Raw genomic sequence first — 20,170 nt, 5'->3', positions numbered from 1 at the left:
GCCATTTCCACGCACTCTCCGAACGGCGGCCCCGACAACGCGGCCGCCGTTTTCATTTTGAGTCCGCGGGGACGGCATTGACACGCTCGCCAGGGCCATACTAGCGTCCGCCCTCTATACTCCACCCCAGTATCTTGGTCGCATGCCGCATACACCCGAAGAGAAGAAGCGCGCCATCGCCCGGCTGCGCCGGATCAGAGGGCAGGCCGATGCGCTCGTCCTCGCGGTCGAGCGCGGCGATGCGTGCGGCGCGCTGCTGCAGCAGCTCTCGGCGCTGCGCGGCGCGGCGACCGGGCTGATGGCCGAGGTTCTCGAAAGCCATCTGCGCGAAACCATGCTGGGAAGAGCGAGCGGAAAGACCGCGCCGCAAGACGGCGAGGTGGAGATCGCGCAGATCATGCGCGCCATCCGCCCCTATCTGAAATGACTGCAAGAACCAAAAAAGCAAAAACCGCAAAAGAAGGACACATCCGATGAAGACACGCGCCGCCGTCGCCTGGGAAGCGGGCAAGCCACTGACCATCGAGACCATTGAAATCGGCGGCCCCAGGGCCGGCGAAGTGCTGGTCGAGGTTATGGCGACGGGCATCTGCCACACCGACGCCTACACGCTGTCGGGCCTGGATTCCGAGGGTAAGTTCCCGGCGATCCTCGGCCATGAGGGCGCCGGCATCGTGCGCGAGATCGGCGCGGGCGTGACCTCGTTGAAGCCCGGCGACCATGTCATCCCGCTCTACACACCGGAATGCCGCAGCTGTAAGTCCTGCCTGTCGCGGCGGACCAATCTCTGCACCTCGATCCGCTCCACGCAGGGCCAGGGCGTGATGCCGGACGGCACCAGCCGCTTCTCCTGCGATGGCGGAGAAGTGTTCCATTATATGGGCTGCTCGACCTTCGCGAATTTCACCGTCCTGCCCGAGATCGCGCTGGCGAAGGTCCGCGAAGACGCGCCCTTCGACAAGATTTGCTATATCGGCTGCGGCGTGACGACCGGCATCGGCGCGGTGATCTATACGGCGAAGGTCTGGCCGGGTGCGAATGTCGTGGTCTTCGGGCTGGGCGGCATCGGCCTCAACGTCATTCAGGGCGCGCGCATGGTGGGCGCCGACAAGATCATCGGCGTCGACATCAACCCGGCCAAGGTCGAGATGGCCAAGAAGTTCGGCATGACCGACTTCATCAACCCCAAGGAGGTCGGCAACGACAAGGTCGTGCAGGCGATCGTCGATCTCACCGGCGGCGGTGCGGATTTCTCCTTCGACGCCACCGGCAACACCGATGTGATGCGGCAGGCGCTGGAATGCTGTCATCGCGGCTGGGGTGAATCGATCGTCATCGGCGTCGCCGAGGCCGGCAAGGAGATCGCCACGCGCCCGTTCCAGCTCGTCACCGGCCGTGTCTGGAAGGGCACCGCGTTCGGCGGCGCGCGCGGCCGCACCGATGTGCCGAAAATCGTCGACTGGTATATGGAGGGCAAGATCAACATCGACGACCTGATCACCCACAAGCTCAGCCTGGACGAGATCAACCACGGCTTCGACCTGATGCATGAAGGCAAGTCGATCAGGTCGGTCGTGGTGTACTGAGCGGCCGTTCTTTAGCCGCATCCATGACGCACTGAACCACCACGTCATTCCGGGGCAGCGCCCTCGGGTCCGACCGATGGTCGGCCCAAGGATAAACTCCGCGCTGAACCCGGAACCCACGACTGGGCGCGGCCTTTGACAGACCGGGCAGGTAGGCTTTCGCCCGCTCGTGGTTCCGGGTGCTTCGCTTCGCGGAGCCCTGGAATGACAAAGGTCGTGCAACCGCGAAGGACACCCGATGGAACTCATCTCCTCCTCAAAGGCCTTCGGCGGCTCGCAGCGTGTCTATCGCCATGACAGCGCGGTCTGCGCCTGCCCGATGACCTTCGCGATCTTCCTGCCGCAGCAGATCGAGGACGGGCCGGTGCCGGTACTCTGGTATCTCTCGGGCCTGACCTGCTCGCACCAGAACGTCATGGACAAGGGCGAGTACCGCGCCGCAGCGGCAGCCAACGGCGTCGCCATCATCTGCCCCGACACCTCACCACGCGGCGAGGGCATTCCCGACGAGCCGGATAACTGGCAATTCGGCTCCGGCGCCGGCTTCTATCTCGATGCGACGCAGGAGCCTTATGCGAAGAACTATCGCATGGAGAGCTATATCCGCGACGAATTGCCGGCGCTGGTCTCCCAGCATTTTCCGCTCGACATGGGCCGTCAGGGCATCTTCGGCCATTCGATGGGCGGTCATGGCGCGATCACGCTCGCGCTCAAGAATCCGATGCGTTACACCTCAGTCTCGGCCTTCGCGCCGATCACCCAGCCCTCGACCGCCGGCTGGTCGCGGCCCGCCTTCGAGAAATATCTCGGACCGGACGAGACGACATGGCGCGCATATGACTCCACCGCATTGATCGCCGACGGGCACCGCCTAAAGGACCTCCTGGTCGACCAGGGCAGTGCCGACGGCTTCCTGCAGGAGGGGTTGCGGCCCTGGCTCCTGGAGCTTGCCTGCGTCCAGGCCGGGATTCCGCTCGAACTGACGATGCGCGAGGGCTACGACCACTCCTACACCTTCGTCTCGACCTTCATGGCCCAGCACATCGCCTGGCATGCGCGGCGCCTGCTGCCTGGCTGAGCCATCCGGCGACGGAACGGGCGGCCCCGGCATGCGTTGAATCTCCAGCTGAAATCCGGCCCGGGGAAATCGCCATGCCGTCTCCTGTTGCATTGCTGACCGATCGCTCGCTGTTCACCCGCCTGTCACAGGCGACGGCACGTTGGGCGGGCAGGCCGCAGACCTTCGTCGTCGCCGTCGCGGTGATCGTCCTGTGGGGCCTATCGGGGCCGTTTTTCGGCTTCAACGACACCTGGCAATTGGTGATCAACACCTCGACGACCATCGTCACCTTCCTGATGGTCTTCATCATCCAGAACAGCCAGAATCGCGACAGCGCCGCGATGCAGATCAAGCTGGACGAATTGATCGTGCGGCTGGAGGGCGCGCGTGAGGAACTGCTCGATCTGGAAGAGCTCGACGAGGAGAAACTTGAGGCGATCCGCCAGGAATTCGAGCTACGCGCCAGCAAGGCGCGCGATGGCAAGCCGGCCTGACCTTCCTCACTCACCTCTTTTCCAAGCAGTCTTGGCGCCCGTCAAATACGGGGCAATCGCTTCGCTGCACCGCAGCACCCTTGGCGCCTGCGAGGCAAGTTTGTCACATGGCAAGTTTGTCACATGGCGATCGTGCCGAGGCTGCGCGCGGGATAGCGCATCGCCATGTCGAACGGGTTGAGCCGGGCCGCAAGCGCTGCCGCCTCGACTCGCAGCATGGCGACGATGTTCGGCAGGCGCTCTTCGCGCAGCCGTTCCGCCAGCGTGCCGATGCTGAGCGCGGCGACGGCGCGGCCCTCGGGATCGAGGATCGGCACGGCGACGCCGGCCATGCCTGGAATCAGGCCCCTATTGAGATTGACCCAACCCTGTGCCCGTGTCGTGTCGAGCGCACTACGCAGCGCCGCCTCGTCGAGATAGCCGCGATCGAGCAGGCGGGGCATGTTGAAGCGGATCACCGCCTCGCGCTCAGCCTCGGGTAGATGCGCCAGCATGGCGAGGCTGCCTTGGCCGAGGCCGAGCGGTACCTTGCCGCCGATGTCGCCGGTGAAGGTGCGGATCGGGAAGGGTCCCTCGATCCGGTCCAGGCAGATCGCGTCATAGCCGCTGCGCACCAGCAGGAAGACGGTGTCGCTCAAGGTCGCCGACAAGCGCAGCAACGCCGGGCGCGCCAGATCGCGCAGGCCTCCGGCCTGACCCGCCCGCGCCGCCAGCACGAAGAAGTCGAGCCCGAGCCGATAGCGCTTGCCGCCAGCTGCCTGCTCGACGAACCCCTCCGCCATCAGGTCGCGCAAGGCGCGATGAGCCGTCGGCTGGCCGCAGCCGGCTGTCAGGGCGATGTCTTTCAGCCGCATACCGGCGGCATCGCCCGCCGCGATGACGCGGAGCAGGGCCAGGGCACGACGCAAGCTAGATTGGGGTCCGGCAGTTTCAGCAATATCGACAACATCACTCATGAGATCACGATAAAATTCCATACAGCAAAATTATGACAATAAAAATTTTGTCATATGGAATTTATCGTTGACCCGCCCCGATGGTGACGCTTTCCTCGCTGCACCGCAGTCCGGTGCGTCGATCCGAGATCGATCGCGTGCTTTCCGCTCGAGGTGTCGATGGGCTTTCCGACGCTGCCATCGCCGAGCCTTGTCGATGGTGACGCACGCGCCGCCTTTGGCCTCGGCGTCTTTCCCGCTGGATTGGTGTGAGGGGCGCGGAGATGCCGCTGCTCCGTCGCCTCGTCCGCAAGGATCATGCGGCCATCGCATTCCTGCTCGACGGGCAAGCGGCACGACGCCTGGACCTGTTCCACGCCTTCGGCTTCGCCGGCGCGGGCTTCCAGATCGCGCCCGGCGTCGGCGAGGTCCTGGCGGAACTCATCCGCGACGGCGAAAGCCCAACGCCGATCGGGGCCTTCTCTATCAGCCGTTTCACTCGCGAGCCGCAGCGCGGTGTCCCTCCAGCAGGAAGACCAATGTCATGACCGATATCGCGCTCACGCCTCCCGTTGCGCTGACCCAGACCGAACGTGACCGCGCGATCCGGCGCACTGTCCTCGCCGGCTCGATCGGGGCAGTGTTCGAATGGTACGACCTCGTCATCTACGCGATGTTCGTGCCGGTCTTCGCCAAGCTGTTCTTCCCCACTGCCGACCCGACGGTGGGCATCCTGCTCGGGCTGGGCACCTTCGCCTCGGCCTGGCTGGTGCGCCCGCTCGGGGCCATGGTCATCGGCGCCTATGCCGACAAGGCGGGCCGCAAGCCCGCCATGGTGCTCTCGGCCCTGCTGATGATGGTCGGCACGGGCGTGACCGCGATCCTCCCGACCTACGCCACCATTGGCCTGGCCGCTCCGGTTCTGCTGATTCTGGCGCGGATGGTTCAGGGCTTCTCGGCTGGCGGCGAGTTCGGCAGCGTAACCGCGCTGATGGCAGAGCAGGACCCCAAGCGAGCCGGCTTCTATGCCTCGATCCAGTGGGCTTGTTCGGGCTTCTCGGTGCTTCTGGCCTCGCTTTCGGCATATGCGGTCAACACGCTTCTGACGCCCGAGCAGGTGCTGGCCTGGGGCTGGCGTATCCCGTTCATCTTCGGCGTGATGATCGGCCCGGTCGCCTGGTACATCCGCAAGCGCGCGCAGGAGAGCCCGCTCTTCGCCACGACCGAGCACGCCAAGAATCCGCTGCGGGAGATCGCCGCTCATGACAAGCGCATCGTGCTGATCGGCGCGGGCGTGGTCGCGGCCGGAGCCGCCGGCAGCTTCATGAACCAGTACATGCCGACCTTCGCCATCACCACGCTGAAGCTCACGACGGAGCAGGCGCTGATCGGCACGATGGTCGCTGGCCTGATCAACACGGTCATGCCGGTGATGTTCGGACATCTCTCCGATAAGGTCGGCCGTATCCCGGTGATGCTGGTCTTCGCCGTCATCGGCCTGCTGATGACCTATCCGCTGTTCATCTGGCTGGTGCAGGAGCCGACGCTTGCGAAGCTCGTCACCATCCAGGCGCTGCTCGCCTTCGTGATGTATTCCGGCTATTTCGCGACCGCGCCGGCCCTGCTCTCGGACCTCTTCCAGGTCCGGCGACGGACGACGGGTATTTCGTTGAGCTATGTGCTGGGCCAGCTTCTGTTCGGCGGCGTCACGCCGCTGGTCGCCGCCGCGCTCGTCGCCCAGACCGGCGACCGCACCAGCCCCGGCATTTATCTGACAGCGATCATCATGCTGAGCATCATCAGCCTGTGGTTCTGCCGCCGGCTCGGCGTACGCTAGATCTCGAGCTGTTGAACGATCCAATGGATCGGGAACGCTCTGGACGAGAGCACCGCTCGCTCGCTATCCTCGCACCATAGCGAGACGGCGCTTCAGCGCGGAGAGAGCGGATGCGCTGGTCGACTGGCCTCAGGATCGCCCTCACCTCGCTCGTTCTGGCAACCGCGACGACCGAACTATCGGCACAGCAGCCTCCCAATCGCCGGCCTGCGCTGACCGATATCCAGGACGTCGCGACCTTGCGGCAGATCGAAGCCGCGGGCTTTTCGCTCGGTGCCATTCTCGGACAGGCCCAGGCCTCCTCGACCGCCGATCTCACTCGCGCCAGTGCAGCCTTCCGCGTCATCGCGAGCCATGTCCGCGACGACGTCTCGGGCCTGCGCGCCGAGATGGCCGCCAATGGACGCAAGCTATTCGAAGTCACCGACGGCAATGTCGGCCGCATCATCGATCTCGGCTGGCTGAATTCGCCGATCGCGCAGTTCCGGCTGAGCGCCCTCGTCAACCGGCTCGACCGGCGCGATTTCGCCAGCCTGGGCGGTGAGACCGGCTGCGGCGAGGTTCGATTGATCTATCGCCTCGCCTATGCGTTCCAGGATCCGAAGCTGAAGCGCCAGCTCGCCTCGCGCCTGCCTTTCACCCTGAACGCCGTCTTCACGGCCACGGCTTTGCCCGGCGAGACCTGCAACGATACGGCCGCGCTCTGGCTGTCCCCGCAGACGAGCGCGGCGGCTGCCGTCAGCGCCAAGGCGCTCATCGACGGGCCACTCGCACGGGCCCGGCTGAGCCTGAAGCAGGTCGAGATCAATGCGCAGATCGTGCGCTTTCCCTCCGGCATGGAAACGCGGTTCGGCGGACAGGCCGCCTATCTGCTGCGCGTCTTCGCCGCCGCGAGACCGGACGGCGCCCTGACGCTTTCGCCCAAGCCGCTGGAGAACACACCCGACATTCCCCGCCTGAAGGCCGATGCCGCCCTACGCAAGGACCTCGTCGACTATGTCCGCGACCATGTTCCGGCGATCGACCAGGGCGTCTACCTGCTGCCGACGCGCTTTCTGGCGACGAAGGCGATCTCGTACTCGACCTTCGGCAGCGCCCGGCTCGCCAACCACCCCTTCACCGAAATCCTGCCGGCCGGCGCGCTGGCCGGCCTGGATCTGGGCGCGACGCGCCTGGTCCGCACCGCGCGCGGCGTCATCGAGCGCTTGGACAACGGCACCTGCATGGGCTGCCATCAGGCCAATGCAACGGCCGGCTTCCATATGTTCGGGCTAGACGACGCCACCACATCGCCACTGAACCGGATCAAGACCGGCATCTCCCCGCATTTCCACGCCGAGACCAGCCGCCGCGCCGCCTATATCGAGGCGATGGCGGCAGGCCGCGAACCCGACCGCTATCGCCCGCTCTCCTTCGCCCCGCCTGCCAACTGGCAGCCCGGCAAACCGTTCAGCTATCGCGCTGCAGGGCTGACGATGCCGTGCCTCACCGATGCGGCCCGCTCGAGCTTCGGCGAGAACTGGACGTGCGGCAGCGGCTCGACTTGCAAGGCGATCATCGCCAACCCCTCCGTCGGCGCCGAGCTCGGGCAATGCCTGAAGCTGGAGGAAGAGCGCAATTTTTCAGGCCAACCCTGCCTCTCCGGCGCCATCACGACGGTCAGCGGCAAGCCCTATCTCGACACCTACAAGCTGACCGGGCAGTTCGGCGCCTTCGCCAAGGGCTTCTCGCAAGACAGCTTCAATTGCCGGCCCGCCAAGATCGGCGTGCCCGGCGGCATGGCTTATCGCCAATGCAGCGCCGCCGACAAGAATTTCGCAGGCTTTGCGGGCGGCAAGACGCCCGACGAGATCTGCGGCCTCGCCGGTGGCAAGGCCTTCGACGATTGCGTCGCGACCAATAATTTCGACGCCTGCCTCGCCAAATCCGTGACGCGCGGCAATCGCGGCACCTGCAGCGCGACAAGCTTCTGCCGTGAGGATTACATGTGCCAGGCGATGCCCGACGACGTGCCCGGCGCGGCCGATCTGGTCAAGGATTACGGCTTCTGTTCGCCGACCTATTTCCTCTTCCAGATGCGCATCGACGGACACCCGGACCCGCAGGGGAAGCGCAACTGAATGTCATCGTTGGCCTGGGATCCACTGCGTCGTCCTGGGCGCCCGCAGGGCGTCCCGGGATCCATCGGAGAGCCACGTCCGTCAAAGGATTGGCCCTTCGATGGATCACGGAACAGTGCCGCGGAGCCTGTCCTTGGGCCGGCCGAAGGCCGGACCCGAGGGCGGCTTGTCCAGGATGACGGCGACGGTCCGAGTTAGGACTGCTTGCCTTCACACCACTGCGGTCAGCCCGCCATCGACCATCAAGAGATGGCCGTTGACATAGTCCGACGCGGCCGAGGATAGGAAGATCGCGGCGCCCACCAGCTCCTTCGTCTCCCCCCAGCGGCCTGCCGGTGTGCGGCTGCTGACCCAGGCCGAGAACGCCTCGTCGGCGATCAGCGCCTTGTTGATCTCGGTGGTGAAATAGCCCGGCCCGATCGCATTGGCCTGGATGTTGTGCTTGCCGAGCTCGGCGGCCAGGCCCCGCGTCATCATCTTCACCGCGCCCTTGGAGGCGGTGTAGGGAATGATCGTGGCGCGGCCGAGCTCGCTCATCACCGAGCCGATGCTGATGACCTTGCCGCGCTTGCGCGGCACCATGCGCTTGGTCACGGCTTGCGTGACGTAGAACACCGAATGCAGGTTCGTCGCCATGACCTCGTGCCAGCCCTCGACCGGGAACTCGGTGAAGGGCGCGCGCTTCTGCATGCCGGCATTGTTGATCAGGATGTCGATCGGCCCGATCTCGGCCTCGATCATCGCGACGCCGGCCTCGACAGCCGCCTGGTCGGTGACGTCGAAGGGGGCGACCGAGACCTTGCGGCCCGCAGCCGAGATCGTCTTCGCCGCCGCTTCCAGCTTGGCCTTGTCGCGGCCATTGAGCACGACATGCGCGCCGGCTTCCGACAAACCCTCGGCAAGCGCCAGTCCGATGCCCTGGCCGGAACCGGTGATCAGGGCGATCTTGCCCGCGAGGCTGAACAGAGAAAGCGACATCGGTGGATCTCCGGTTACGGCGCGTCTGACCCGCGCAGTTTGCGTTTGCCTGCGCGGGCCCGATTTCGGTAAGCATCTTTCAATCGATTAGACAATCGCAAGCTGGCCCAAGATCGCCAACGCTTGCACCGGGAGAACGCCATGCGCGCCGTCGTCATCCATGCCGAAAAGGATCTTCGCGTCGAGGAGACGACCGCGCCGGAGCTCGGCCCGCTCGATGTCCGCGTGCGCATCGAGGCCGGCGGCATCTGCGGCTCCGACCTGCATTATTACCTGCATGGCGGCTTCGGCACGATCCGCGTCAAGGAGCCAATGATCCTCGGCCATGAGATCGCCGGCACGGTCGAGGCCGTGGGCGGCGAGGTTTCGCGCGTCAAGCCCGGCGACCGCGTCGCGGTCAATCCCAGCCGCTCCTGCGGGCGCTGCCGCTATTGCCAGATGGGCGAGCAGCAACACTGCACCGATATGCTGTTCTACGGCTCGGCGATGCGCTTTCCCCATGTCCAGGGCGGTTTTCGCGACATTCTCGTCGTCGAAGAGCGCCAGGCGGTCAAGGTCGCTGCCGGCGTCAGCGCGGCAATGGCCGCCTTCGCCGAGCCGCTCTCGGTCTGCCTGCATGCCGCCAAGCGCGCCGGCCCGCTGCTTGGCAAGCGCGTGCTGGTGACGGGCTCAGGCCCGATCGGCGTTCTGGCGGTGGTTGCGGCCAAGGCAGCTGGAGCCTCCGAGATCGTCGCGACCGATGTGGTCGATGGCCCTTTGCCGACCGCGCTGAAGATGGGCGCGACCGCCGCGATCAACGTCATGGCCGAGCCGGAGCGGCTGAAGGCGGAGTATGGCGCGCAGAAGGGCGCCTTCGACGTCATGTTCGAGGCCTCAGGCAATCAGCACGCATTGACGGGAGCCTTCGACGTGGTGCGCTCGGGCGGTACCATCGTGCAGATCGGCGTCGGCGGCAATTTCACCCTGCCGATGAATGTGCTCGTCGCCAAGGAGTTCGACCTGCGCGGCTCCTTCCGCTTCCATGAGGAGTTCGACTGGGCAGTGGCGATGATCGGCTCAGGCAGCATCGACCTCTCACCGTTGCTGACGGCCTCGATCCCGGTCGAGCGCGCGATCGAGGCTTTCGATCTCGCCGCCGACAAGTCGAAGGCGATGAAGGTGCAGCTCGCCTTCGGCTGATCAGCCAAGTCGCAGCGTGGGTTTTCCGGGCCACCCATGGCGGGACGCATCGTAAATGGCGAAGGTGCCACGCCCGTTATGTTTTGCCGCATAGAGGGCGGCATCGGCCTGCGCGGCCGCCGCCTGGAAACCCTGACTGGGGGAGACGAGGCAGGCGCCGACGCTGACGGTCATCGCGATCTCGGTGCCGTCGGCCAAGCGTACCGGCTCGCGCGCAACGACGCTCACAAGCTTCGATGCGACGCTCGACAATGAGCCGAGATCGCATTCCGCGATAAGCAGGAAGAACTCGTCCCCGCCCCAGCGCGCGCAGATGTCGTAACTGCGCAGCACAGACGATAGCCTCCCGACGATCTCGAGGATCACCTTGTCGCCTGCCTGATGACCATGCGCGTCGTTGATCGACTTGAACAGATCCAGATCGACCAACGCGAGACCCGATTGCCGCCCGGCCCTGCCTGCACGATTCTGTTCGCGTGCGAACGCATCCTCAAAGCCACGTCGGTTCAGCACGCCCGTCAGCGGATCGGCATGGGCCAACCGCTCCAATGTCTCCGTGCGCTCGCGCACCATCGCCTCCAAGCGGTCGGTATTGTCACCGACGGCCCGCGCCATCTCGTCGAGCGCGCGCGACAGGCGTCCGATCTCGTCTTGTGCATCGTCGGCCGCCACCGCTGTGAAAGCCCCGCCCCTGACGTTGTTGACCGAGGTCTCGACCCGCGCCAGCCGGTCGAGCACGCTACGCTTGAACAGATAGGTCATCAGCGCCGCCGCCACGATGAGGATCACGGCCAGCAGCACGGCGATCGGTGCGAAGAGGCTCCGGTCGATGATCGCGTCGACATCCATCAGCGTGATGTTGAACCAGCCGAGACGGTCGAGATAACCAACGCCGACCAGCGTCTTGTGTCCGCCCACGCTCATGAAGCGCGACTGGACCAGCGCGTCCCCGTGCGAAACCTGCGCCATCATCAGCGACAGCGCGGCGCGGTCCTTCTCGTCATCCAGCAGCAGGAACACCGTCTTCTTGGCCTTGAGGTCCTTGGTCAGGCTGTGGAAGTCGACGAGGCGGGGGTCGCGATGCGCCTGCACCGCACCGTTGCGGTCGACGAACATGCTCTGCACGCCGGTCTGCGGGATATCGACGACCTCGCGGATGAACTGGCTCAGGTCCACGCCGGTCCCGATGATGCCGAGCACATGCTCACCCTGCCGGATGATACAGTTCATCCAGACCTTGGTGACTTGCAGATTGTCGTCATGGTCGACATTGAGGTGACAGCCGGAGCCAAGCGCTTCCGTCTTGTAATACCAGCCGTCACGCGGGTTCTCGCGCGAGAGCGTGTAGCGCTTGCGGTCGTTCTGATAGGCATTGTCCTTGTCGTTGAAATAATAATTCCCCGACCTGCCGATCACCATGAAATAGCTCTTGTCCTTGAAGGACAGCCGGTAATGCTCGAGCTCGGCAAGGCCGCGCTGAGCCTTGGCCGGATCGTCTTCGTCCTGCACCCATTCGAGGATCGCTGGAGAACGCGCGACGGTTTCCGCCAGCGAGACCTCGCGCATCAGCGACTCCAGCCCGCGATAGCGATCGAACAGGATCTGCTTCTCGGCGAAAAGCGTGCCCAGCTTCACCACTGTGAGGTTGACGATCCAGGAAAAGGCGATCGCGGAGGGAACGGCGACAGCCAGCAGCGCCATCAAGGTCAGGATCAGGACCCGGCCCTTCAAGCTCGACAGGAAGAAGAGGCGGACACGATTGGCGTGCATCGTGAGCATGGTCCCCGGCTTGCCACCTGCTGGAGAAGCAAGACAACAGACCCAGCTGATTCGGCAACAATTCCGCCCGTCATACCGGCATGACGTAAAGGCGCGGCCGGTATCGGCTCAATCTGAATCCGCTCTCATCCAGGAGTGAGAGCGGGATGCGAAAACCGGTTCTCGCTTTTTCGTATCCTGCTCTTAGAGCCCATGTTTGGACATTCGAGCCCTCATCCTGAGGAGCCGCGCAGCGGCGTCTCGAAGGATGAGGGCTCAGGGCGTTTCCAAACAGTCTCTTAGAACAACCCCTCGATCTGCCCGGCCGCATCGATATGGATGCGCTCGGCCGCAGGCTCGCGCGGCAGGCCGGGCATCGTCATGATGTCCCCGCAGATCGCCACGACGAAGCCTGCACCAGCCGAAAGCCTGAGCTCGCGCACCGGCACCATATGGCCTGACGGCGCGCCGCGCAGCGTCGGGTCGGCGGAGAAGGAGTATTGCGTCTTGGCCACGCAGACCGGCAGTGCCCCATGTCCGGCGCCCTCCAGCTCGGCAAAGCGCGCGCGCACCTTGGCGTCGGCAACGAGCCCGGCGGCGCCATAAATCTCGCGCGCGACCGTCTCGAGCTTGTCCCAGAGCGGCATGACATCGGGATAAAGCGGCGCGAAATCGGCCTCGCCGCCCTCCGCCAACGCCACGACCTTGTTCGCCAGCTCCTCGGCGCCGGCTCCGCCTTCCGCCCAATGGCGGCAGATCACCGCCTCGACGCCGAGATGGTTGCGGCAGAAGCTGCGGATCAAATCATGCTCGGCCGCCGTGTCGCTGGTGAAGTTATTGATCGCCACGATCGGCGGCACGCCGAATTTGCGGATGTTCTCGACATGCCGCGCCAGATTGGCGAGCCCTGCCTCCAGCGCCGCGAGATCCTCCCTGGCCAGGCTGTCCTTGGCCAGGCCGCCATGCATCTTCAAGGCGCGCACGGTCGCCACGACGACGGCAGCCGCTGGCTTGAGGCCGGCCTTGCGGCATTTGATGTCGAAGAACTTCTCGGCCCCGAGATCGGCGCCGAAGCCGGCTTCCGTCACGACATAATCGGCGAGCTTGAGGGCGGCCCGCGTTGCGATCACCGAATTGCAGCCATGCGCGATATTGGCAAAGGGTCCGCCATGGACGAAGGCCGGCGTGCCCTCCAGCGTCTGAACCAGATTGGGCATCACGGCGTCCTTGAGCAGCACGCTCATCGCGCCTGTCGCCTTGAGCTCGGCTGCCGTGACCGGGCGCTTGTCGCGCGTGCGGCCAATCACGATCCGGCCGAGCCGCTCCTCCAGATCAGGCAGATCCTTCGCCAGGCAGAAGATCGCCATCACCTCGGAGGCGACGGTAATGTCGAAGCCATCCTCGCGCGGAAAGCCGTTGCTGGCCCCGCCGAGCGAGGAGACTGTCGAGCGCAAGGCCCGATCGTTCATATCCATCACCCGCCGCCAGGCGATGTAGCGGGTGTCGAGCCCGAGCGCGTTGCCCCAATAGACATGGTTGTCGATCATCGCCGCGAGCAGGTTGTGCGCGCTGGTGATGGCGTGGAAATCGCCGGTGAAGTGCAGGTTGATCTGCTCCATCGGCACGACCTGGGCATATCCGCCGCCAGCCGCGCCGCCCTTCACGCCGAAGCAGGGCCCCAGCGAAGGTTCACGCAGCGCGATCATGGTGTTCCGGCCGATGCGCGAAAGCCCGTCGCCAAGCCCCACCGTCGTCGTCGTCTTGCCCTCGCCCGCCGGCGTCGGGCTGATCGCCGTGACCAGGATCAGCTTGCCGTCGGGCTTGCTCGCAAAATCGGGAATGGCTGATGTATCGACCTTGGCGATGAACTTGCCGTAGGGGTTGAGGGCTTCCAGGGGAATGCCGGCTCTGTCGGCGATGGCTGCGATCGGCTTCAGCGTTGCCGCGCGCGCAATTTCGATATCGGTCGGCATTCCATCCTCATGGGAGCGCGCCGGAGCCTGAAGCGGCGGGCGCGGAATCGTCGCTGCGACACTGCCGCGAAACCGGCCGCGCTGCCACTGCTTTCCTGCAAATCAGGAGCGCTGTCGAGCGCAGCGGAGTTGAGAAAAACGCAGACAAGCAAGCGCCGGCTTTCGGCCGCCTTGATGGGCTAGACGAGACCCCCAACCGGAGCCGACATCATGATCAGCAGACGCGACCTTGTTGCAGCCAGCCTCTCCGCGGCCGGGTTCGCCGCTTTGGCGTTGCCGCGCCTTGCCGTGGCGCAGGAGGCCGAATTGCCGCTGACGCCCGCCTGCGGCGCGCCGGCCGTAGCAACGAAGCGGCAGACGGAGGGCCCTTATTTCGTCCCGTCATCGCCCTTGAAGCGCGATCTGCGCGGGGACGGCCCCGGCGACATCCTGGCCTTGTCCGGCTTCGTCCTGACCCGGCAATGCCGCCCTGTCACCGGCGCCCTGGTCGATCTCTGGCACGCCAATGACGGCGGCAACTACGACAATTCCGGCTTCCGCTTTCGCGGCCACCAGTTCACCGACGAGCAGGGCCGCTACCAGTTCATCACCCGCATCCCTGGGCTCTATCCAGGCCGGACGCGGCATTTCCACGTCAAGCTGCGGGCCGGAACCGGTCCCGTGCTGACGACGCAACTCTATTTTCCCGACGAGCCCGCCAATGCCAGGGACGGCATCTACGACAAGTCGCTCCTGATGCAGATCCGCGCGGCCGAAGGCGGAAAGCTCGGCCGCTTCGATTTCGTGGTCGCGGCCTGAGGGGGAAGGCCCGTCAGACCGCGAACTGGCTCAAGCCACCAGATGCGCGTTCTGCGGAAACAGGAATTTCCGCGCCTCGTCGTCGAAATCGGCCTTGAAGGCGAAGGCATCCTTCAGCGCCACGGCTCGCTGCGCGGCGGGGCGCGCGGATATCTCGTCGAGGTGGCGCTTCACATTGGGAAATTTCGTGGCCCATTCGTCGCCGACCGCGAAGGACAGCCGCGTCGCCCAGCCCCAGACCGACATGTCGATCAGGGTGTAGGCGTCACCCAGCATGTAGCGATGCTTGCCGAGCTGCGCGTCGATGATGCCCCAATGCCGCTCGGCCTCGCGGGCATAGCGGTTGATCGCATAGGGGATTTTCTCCGGCGCGAAGCGGCTGAAATGCACCGCCTGGCCGCAATAGGGGCCGATGCCGGTTGCCACGAACATCAGCCAGGACAGCATCTCGCCGCGCGCCTTCGGCGTATTCTCCGGCAGGAATTGGCCGGTCTTCTCGGCGAGGTAGAGCAGGATCGCGTTGCTGTCGAAGATGGTGACGTCGCCATCGGTCAAGGCCGGCGTCTTGGCGTTGGGGTTGATCACCAGGAATTCCGGCTTGAACTGCTCGCCCCTGCGGGTGTCGACCGGCACGACCTCATAGGGCAAACGGGCCTCTTCCAGGAACAGGGCAATCTTCGCGGGGTTCGGCGAGGGATGATAATAGAACTTGATCACGCATCATCTCCTAGAGACGGATCGCACCCGTTCTTGAACGGGAGCCAGGGATGGCGCACAGCGTAAGCGGCCGACCGTCCTTCGCCCATCAAAAATGCGAGGACCCGCTTGAGCCTCAAGCACGGGCGCACCGCCTCGCTCGTGACACCAGCCCGTGCTATCGGCCTCCCCTGCTCCGAAACCGTGCCTGAAGGACAGCCCATGCCCAAACGCCCCGTGATGCTGATGATCCTCGATGGCTGGGGCTGCCGCGGGGAGAGCGAGAACAACGCCGTCCGCCTCGCCAACACGCCGAATTTCGACAGGCTCTGGGCCGCCTCCCCGCACGCCACCCTCAAGACCTCCGGCCTCGATGTCGGCCTGCCCGGCGGCCAGATGGGCAATTCGGAGGTGGGCCATCTCAATCTCGGCGCCGGTCGCGTGGTGATGCAGGATCTGCCGCGCATCAACCAGGCGATCACCGACGGCTCGATTGCACGCGCATTGGAGGGCACAGGCCTGATCGCGGCTCTGAAGGCCAGCGGCGGTGCCTGCCATCTGCTCGGGCTGGTCTCGCCCGGCGGCGTCCATGCCCATCAGGACCACGCCGTTGCGCTGGCGCAAATCCTGGTCGGGCATGGCATCCCGGTCCACGTCCATATCTTCACCGACGGCCGCGACACGCCCCCGCAATCGGCCGCTGCCTATGTCGCAGCCTTCAGCGCCGCACTGCCACCGCAGGCTGAGATCGCAACGCTGTCGGGCCGTTATTTCGCGATGGACCGCGACAACCGCTGGGAGCGGGTCGAGCAGGCCTGGCGCGCCATGGTCGAGGGCGAAGGCCAGGCTTTCGCCGATGCGCAGGCCGCGATCGCCATCGCCTATGCGCAAGGCACGACCGACGAGTTCATCAAGCCCGCCGTGATCGCAGGCTTTAGCGGCATGCAGGACGGCGACGGATTGCTCAGCTTCAATTTCCGCTCGGACCGGATTCGCGAGATTCTCGGCGCGGTGCTTCAACCTGAGTTCACCGGCTTCGCGCGTCCACGCCGCCCCGCGCTCGCCAAGGCTGTCAGCATGACCTCCTACAGCGCGGAGTTCGACCCGCTGATGCCGGCGCTATTCGCCCCGCAGACACTCGCCAACGGCCTCGGCGAGACCATCGCCAAGGCCGGGATGACACAGATCCGCATGGCCGAGACCGAGAAATACCCGCATGTCACCTATTTCTTCAATGGCGGCGAGGAAACGCCCTATCCGGGCGAGGACCGCGTCATGGTGCCCTCCCCCAAGGTCGCGACCTATGATTTGCAGCCTGAGATGTCGGCGCCCGAACTGACCCAGCGGGCGGTCGAGGCGATCCAATCCGGCGCTTATGATCTCGTCGTGCTGAACTTCGCCAACCCCGACATGGTCGGCCATACCGGCGTGCTCTCAGCCGCGATCAAAGCCGTCGAGACGGTCGATGCCGGCCTCGGTCGCATCGCTGACGCGATAACAGCAGCAGGCGGTTCGCTCATCGTCACCGCCGACCATGGCAATTGCGAATTGATGGTCGATCCGGTGACGGGGGAGCCGCATACCGCCCACACGACCAACCCCGTGCCGATCATGCTGGTCGGCAGCGGCGCGATGGCCCTGGCGGAAGGGCGCCTCGCCGATATCGCCCCGACACTGCTCGCCCTGATCGGCCTGCCGCAGCCGGCCGAGATGACCGGCCGCTCGCTGCTGCGCTGATCACAGCAGCCCGAAACGAAAACGGCGCGGACCCGAGGTCCGCGCCGCCAGAATGCGGGACTTTGCCCGCTCTCAGTATTTGCGCACAGTCGGCGGCGCATAGGCCACCGGGCGCTCGACCGGGCCGCAGCAATCCGATTCGCCGAAGTTCCAGCGCATGCCGATGCGGAAGTCGTGGCTGTCGATATCCTTGGCCTTGAGCGGCGCGTAGCTCTCGGCGAGGAAGGCGTTGTTGATCGAGCCGGAGCGGGCATCGCCGAGATTGAGGTAGCGATAGCCGATTTCGAGCGTGAGGTTCTTGTTCACCTCGTAGCCGACACCGGCCATCAGCGCCCAGGCGAGGCCTGATTTGGTGCCGCTGGCCGCCGTGCCGAGCGTCGGCGAAATACCGACGATGCCCTGATCGGTCAGACCCGTGATCCTGTTAGAGGCATAGCCGATACCGGCGCCGATATAGGGCGTCAGGCAGTTCCAGGTCCCCAGATCGACATAGCCGTTGAACAGGGCCACCATCGAGGACAGGTTGCCCTTGTAGGTGTTCGTCTGGTTTACCCCCGCGAAGGGGTTGTAGATGATGTCGTTGGTGCCGATCGTCGAGCCGCCGCGATATTCGCCCGTCGCATCGACGCGGAACCAGTTGTTGAAGCGGTAACCGATGCCAAGCCCGCCGAAGACCGCGTGGTTGCCCTCGGCGGCTCCGAAGAAGCTGCCGCCGAAAGCCGCAACGTCGTCCTGATGATACTTGCTGACCGACTGATAGCCGACACCGATATCGCCGCGCAGGTAGACACCGCTCGAAATCGAGCCCTTGAGGCCGAGCGGCTCGGGCGGCGGCGGAGCCGGCATGTAATCGGCGGCGGTTGCGAGCGCGGAGGCGCTGACAGCCATGACGCCTGCCAGCGCAAGGATTTTCAGGCTGCCCATGGCAGTGTCCTTCGAGTTTGCGCGACGCCAAGAACGCAGCTCGCGCGAGTTACCGATAGGAAGGACGTTGACAGGGATTTCTTAAACGAGGCTTAACCCTAACGCTTAACCTGAAAAAAGAGTGAAGCACGCCTCAATACTTACCGAATTCCTAACCGCGATGGATTTCGGGTTAACAACCAGCCAATCCGCCAACGTGACCCCGCGGAATGCGATAGCCGGGAGTGTGGCCATCGCACCCTCGCGCCGCATCAGCTAAAGCATGGGCGCGTCATGGTCGGGCTTGACCCACGGCTGTCCGGTTCACCGCGAGCGCCCGATCAAGACGCTCCGTTCATTGCAGGTTTTCCAGCGGGCGGTGACTATGAGACAAGCGCGGGGAACCGCTCTCCCGGATGGGAGAGGGGCAGGGGTGAGGGTGTGCCGCTGATTATGGAGACGCAACGGGGCCGCTGCGGCCTTGATCGGTTAGGGCAGGCCCTCATCCCTGCCCTTCTCCCACACGGGAGAAGGGTTCCCCGCGCTCTTCATCCGGCACTTCGCTTCATTTCGCCCGCGATGGGAGAGCGGAGCGCCGCTCGCCTGGAATGATGGGGCTTATCCGAGGATAAGCAACAGCGCCAGTTGGCCTTTACGCCGCCGCCTTCGTCACGGCCTCGACGACATCGTCGACCGCGCGCATGACGAGGTCGGCGTCATCGCCCTCCGCCATCACACGGATCACCGGTTCGGTGCCCGACGGGCGGATGACGAGCCGGCCGCCCGCGCCGAGCAATTGCGTCGCCGCCTCGATGGCGCTGACGACGGGCTTTTCCTTGAGCGGATGGCCCTGCTTGTAGCGGACATTCTTGAGAATCTGCGGCAGCGGCTCGAAGCAGTGGCAGACCTCCGAGACCGGCTTGTCCTGGCGCTTCACCACAGCCAGAAGCTGCAGCGCAGCGACCAACCCATCGCCCGTCGTCCCGTAATCGGAGAGGATGATGTGGCCGGACTGCTCGCCGCCGACATTGAAGCCATTGGCACGCATATGCTCGAGCACATAGCGGTCGCCGACAGAAGTCCGCGCCAGCGACAGGCCAAGGCCGCCGAGATAGCGCTCCAGACCGAGATTGGACATCACCGTCGCGACGATGCCGGGCTGCGAGAGCCGCCCGTCTTCCTGCCAGCTGCGCGCGATCACCGCCATGAGCTGATCGCCATCGACGACCTGCCCCTGCTCATCGACGATCAACACGCGGTCGGCGTCGCCGTCGAGCGCGATGCCGACATCGGCACGCAATTCCCGCACCTTCTGGATCAAGGTAGCGGGATGGGTCGAGCCGACATCCTTGTTGATGTTCAGCCCGTCGGGTTCGACACCGATCGCGATGACCTCCGCCCCGAGCTCCCAGAGCGCTTCGGGCGCGACCTTATAGGCGGCGCCATTGGCGCAATCGACCACGATCCGCAGGCCTTCCAGGCTCATATTGCGCGGCAGCGTGCGTTTGGCGAACTCGATATAGCGGGCATGGGCGCTGTCGATGCGCTTGGCCCGGCCGAGCATCGGCGAGGTCGAGAGCCGTGGCGACAGGTCGGAATCGAGCAGGGCCGAGATCTCGGCCTCGACCTCGTCATTGAGCTTGTGGCCATCGGGGCCGAACAACTTGATGCCGTTATCCTCATAGGGGTTGTGCGAGGCCGAGATCATCACGCCGAGATCGGCACGCATCGAGCGCGTCAGCATCGCCACCGCCGGCGTCGGCATCGGGCCGAGCAGCATCACGTCCATGCCCACGGAGGTGAAGCCCGCGACCATGGCGTATTCGATCATATAGCCCGAGAGCCGCGTATCCTTGCCGATGACGACGCGGTGGCGATGCTCGCCGCGATGAAAGGCAATACCGGTCGCCTGGCCGACCTTCAAGGCGAGGTCGGGCGTGATGACGCCGTTGGCGCGCCCGCGAATGCCGTCGGTTCCGAAATATTTGCGTGTCATGTTTGCTCTGTCCACACGAGCCCGCAGGCTCGATCCGGCTTCCTTCTATAGCCGGAATTGGTTTCCGCCTTCTCACGATTTGTGACGAATCCTATCCGACCACGGAGCGGAGCGGGCGCA

Annotated in this window: 17 protein-coding genes; 10 read left to right on the top strand and 7 right to left on the bottom strand. The window is 65.0% G+C overall.

The window, feature by feature from the left end:
- Positions 1-142 precede the first annotated feature (142 nt).
- The 4 genes from J2Y55_RS03570 to J2Y55_RS03555 all read left to right on the top strand — a co-directional run bounded on the left by J2Y55_RS03570 (position 143) and on the right by J2Y55_RS03555 (position 3,140).
- Positions 143-427 carry a metal-sensing transcriptional repressor gene (locus J2Y55_RS03570; RefSeq protein ID WP_310147650.1) on the top strand — a complete coding sequence of 95 codons (285 nt, stop codon included), beginning with the start codon at positions 143-145 and terminating at the stop codon, positions 425-427.
- Positions 428-473: 46 nt separating this feature from the next.
- The gene (locus tag J2Y55_RS03565; RefSeq protein WP_310147648.1) at positions 474-1,586 is read left to right on the top strand and encodes an S-(hydroxymethyl)glutathione dehydrogenase/class III alcohol dehydrogenase; all 1,113 of its coding nucleotides are present in this window, start codon (positions 474-476) and stop codon (positions 1,584-1,586) included.
- A gap of 238 nt (positions 1,587-1,824) precedes the next feature.
- Positions 1,825-2,664: an S-formylglutathione hydrolase gene (fghA, locus tag J2Y55_RS03560; RefSeq protein WP_310147645.1), complete on the top strand. Its 840-nt coding sequence runs from the start codon at positions 1,825-1,827 to the stop codon at positions 2,662-2,664.
- A 74-nt stretch (positions 2,665-2,738) separates the two neighbouring features.
- Positions 2,739-3,140 carry a low affinity iron permease family protein gene (locus J2Y55_RS03555; protein ID WP_310147644.1) on the top strand — a complete coding sequence of 134 codons (402 nt, stop codon included), beginning with the start codon at positions 2,739-2,741 and terminating at the stop codon, positions 3,138-3,140.
- Between the two features lie 119 nt (positions 3,141-3,259).
- On the opposite strand, the gene J2Y55_RS03550 is transcribed toward J2Y55_RS03555, so the two are convergent.
- Positions 3,260-4,096 (bottom strand): IclR family transcriptional regulator, encoded by an 837-nt coding sequence (locus tag J2Y55_RS03550; protein ID WP_310147642.1) that lies wholly within the window; start codon positions 4,094-4,096, stop codon positions 3,260-3,262.
- 263 nt (positions 4,097-4,359) lie between these two features.
- Between J2Y55_RS03550 and J2Y55_RS03545 the strand changes: the two genes are divergently transcribed.
- From J2Y55_RS03545 to J2Y55_RS03535, 3 genes are all read left to right on the top strand, one after another.
- Positions 4,360-4,623, top strand: a complete 264-nt coding sequence (locus J2Y55_RS03545; RefSeq protein ID WP_404978803.1) for a hypothetical protein — start codon at positions 4,360-4,362, stop codon at positions 4,621-4,623.
- Positions 4,620-5,912, top strand: a complete 1,293-nt coding sequence (locus J2Y55_RS03540) for an MFS transporter (RefSeq protein ID WP_310147640.1) — start codon at positions 4,620-4,622, stop codon at positions 5,910-5,912. Before J2Y55_RS03545 ends, J2Y55_RS03540 begins: the two co-directional genes overlap by 4 nt.
- 110 nt (positions 5,913-6,022) lie before the next feature.
- Complete coding sequence (locus tag J2Y55_RS03535; RefSeq protein ID WP_310147638.1) at positions 6,023-8,032, top strand: hypothetical protein; 2,010 nt, start codon at positions 6,023-6,025, stop codon at positions 8,030-8,032.
- A 210-nt stretch (positions 8,033-8,242) separates the two neighbouring features.
- On the opposite strand, the gene J2Y55_RS03530 is transcribed toward J2Y55_RS03535, so the two are convergent.
- Complete coding sequence (locus J2Y55_RS03530) at positions 8,243-9,010, bottom strand: SDR family NAD(P)-dependent oxidoreductase (protein WP_310147636.1); 768 nt, start codon at positions 9,008-9,010, stop codon at positions 8,243-8,245.
- Positions 9,011-9,151: 141 nt separating this feature from the next.
- Between J2Y55_RS03530 and J2Y55_RS03525 the strand changes: the two genes are divergently transcribed.
- A complete protein-coding gene (locus J2Y55_RS03525) occupies positions 9,152-10,189 on the top strand; it encodes an L-idonate 5-dehydrogenase (RefSeq protein ID WP_310147635.1) in 1,038 nt (345 codons plus the stop codon).
- Here J2Y55_RS03525 and J2Y55_RS03520 read toward each other — a convergent pair whose 3' ends face one another.
- Both J2Y55_RS03520 and J2Y55_RS03515 read right to left on the bottom strand, forming a co-directional pair.
- Positions 10,190-11,968 (bottom strand): sensor domain-containing diguanylate cyclase, encoded by a 1,779-nt coding sequence (locus tag J2Y55_RS03520; RefSeq protein ID WP_310147634.1) that lies wholly within the window; start codon positions 11,966-11,968, stop codon positions 10,190-10,192.
- A gap of 278 nt (positions 11,969-12,246) precedes the next feature.
- Complete coding sequence (locus J2Y55_RS03515) at positions 12,247-13,920, bottom strand: formate--tetrahydrofolate ligase (RefSeq protein ID WP_310147632.1); 1,674 nt, start codon at positions 13,918-13,920, stop codon at positions 12,247-12,249.
- Positions 13,921-14,130: 210 nt separating this feature from the next.
- On the opposite strand from J2Y55_RS03515, the gene J2Y55_RS03510 reads away from it, so the two are divergent.
- A complete protein-coding gene (locus J2Y55_RS03510; protein ID WP_310147630.1) occupies positions 14,131-14,718 on the top strand; it encodes a dioxygenase family protein in 588 nt (195 codons plus the stop codon).
- Positions 14,719-14,748: 30 nt separating this feature from the next.
- Here J2Y55_RS03510 and J2Y55_RS03505 read toward each other — a convergent pair whose 3' ends face one another.
- The gene (locus tag J2Y55_RS03505) at positions 14,749-15,435 is read right to left on the bottom strand and encodes a glutathione S-transferase family protein (RefSeq protein WP_310147628.1); all 687 of its coding nucleotides are present in this window, start codon (positions 15,433-15,435) and stop codon (positions 14,749-14,751) included.
- Between the two features lie 201 nt (positions 15,436-15,636).
- Here J2Y55_RS03505 and gpmI point away from each other — a divergent pair, with 201 nt between their 5' ends.
- Positions 15,637-17,151 (top strand): 2,3-bisphosphoglycerate-independent phosphoglycerate mutase, encoded by a 1,515-nt coding sequence (gene gpmI / locus J2Y55_RS03500; RefSeq protein ID WP_310147626.1) that lies wholly within the window; start codon positions 15,637-15,639, stop codon positions 17,149-17,151.
- A 72-nt stretch (positions 17,152-17,223) separates the two neighbouring features.
- Here the strand turns inward: gpmI and J2Y55_RS03495 are convergent, their stop codons facing one another.
- Together J2Y55_RS03495 and glmM are read right to left on the bottom strand one after the other, a co-directional pair.
- Complete coding sequence (locus J2Y55_RS03495) at positions 17,224-18,075, bottom strand: outer membrane protein (protein ID WP_310147624.1); 852 nt, start codon at positions 18,073-18,075, stop codon at positions 17,224-17,226.
- Positions 18,076-18,706: 631 nt separating this feature from the next.
- Entirely contained in the window at positions 18,707-20,050 is a 1,344-nt protein-coding gene (gene glmM, locus J2Y55_RS03490; protein WP_310147622.1) for a phosphoglucosamine mutase, read from the bottom strand.
- Positions 20,051-20,170 lie beyond the last annotated feature (120 nt).

Source organism: Allobosea sp. BE125 (genome assembly GCF_031456075.1).
Taxonomy (GTDB): domain Bacteria; phylum Pseudomonadota; class Alphaproteobacteria; order Rhizobiales; family Beijerinckiaceae; genus Allobosea.
The sequence above is the reverse complement of the archived record's forward strand: the minus strand, read 5'-3'. Positions and strand labels throughout refer to the sequence as shown.